1 protein-coding gene and 1 pseudogene are annotated in these 880 nt (G+C 62.7%); both read right to left on the bottom strand.

All coding sequences use genetic code 11. The features are described 5' to 3' along the window. Positions 1 to 612 carry an IS5 family transposase gene (locus ACTOWL_RS37970; RefSeq protein WP_441326482.1) on the bottom strand — a complete coding sequence of 204 codons (612 nt, stop codon included), beginning with the start codon at positions 610 to 612 and terminating at the stop codon, positions 1 to 3. A 5-nt stretch (positions 613 to 617) separates the two neighbouring features. Next, positions 618 to 770 (bottom strand): annotated as a pseudogene (locus ACTOWL_RS37965) (transposase); the annotation flags it as partial. Between the last annotated feature and the right edge of the window lie 110 nt (positions 771 to 880).

Below are 880 nucleotides of genomic sequence, written 5' to 3'. Positions count from 1 at the left end.
CTAGGTTCTGTGGACGGATTTGACCAAGATGAAGGCAGCGGTGAGAGCAACGAAGGAGGCGAAGTTTCGTTTGGTCTTCTCGCAGCGTAGGGCGATGCGCTTGAAGCGCTTGAACTTGCCGACGGCCTGCTCGATGCGGGCGCGGCCTCTGTAGAGCGCCTTGGCAAAGAAGGCGGGTTTGTTCTTTTCGTTGGCCTTGTGCGGGATGACGGGAGCGATACCGCGCTGGCGTGCGGCCTGGCGATTGGCCTTGCTGGCATAGCCCTTGTCGGCGACGGCCGCCCGCGGGTCGATGTCGGGGCCGAGCCCGAGCAGGATGGGAAAGTGCGGCGCGTCGCCCTTCTCGCCGCCGGTCAGGTCGAAGGCGATGGGATGGCCGTCGAAGTCGGTCTTCAGGTGAATCTTGGTGGAAAAGCCGCCGCGCGAACGGCCGAGCGCCTGGTCCTTCTGCCCCCTTTTGCCCCTGCCGCCGAGACATGGGCGCGGACGATGGTGCTGTCGAACATCTGCACCAGATGCGCCGATGAGGAGAGGGATGCGAGATGGTCGAAGAAGATCTCGAAGACGCTCGCCTTGCTCAGCCGGTCGAACCGCTTCCACACGCTGTTCCATTTGCCGAAGTGCTCGGGCAGGGCCCGCCATGTGATGTTGTGGACCACGAAATAGTGCAGCGCCTCCAGGAACAACCGGTCATCCCGGCCCTTCGCCCCGCGCCGCGGCAGCGACGCTCGGAACACCTCCAGCACCACCGTCCAATCCGTCTCCGTCATTCTCGTCAACATCGCCGACCTCCGAACCAGCCGGCATTCCATGAATCACATCGAGTCTCTTGGCGGAATCCTCAAACCGATACCTGAGTCAATTCGTCCACACTGCCTAG

This window comes from Inquilinus sp. CA228 (genome assembly GCF_052078665.1).
GTDB lineage: Bacteria > Pseudomonadota > Alphaproteobacteria > DSM-16000 > Inquilinaceae > Inquilinus.
This window is presented reverse-complemented; position numbering and strand designations above follow the sequence as displayed.

Bases quoted from the DNA above. Each gene is read 5' to 3' on its own strand.
- ACTOWL_RS37970 (WP_441326482.1), bottom strand. From the start codon at position 612: ATGGAACAGCGTGTGGAAGCGGTTCGACCGGCTGAGCAAGGCGAGCGT.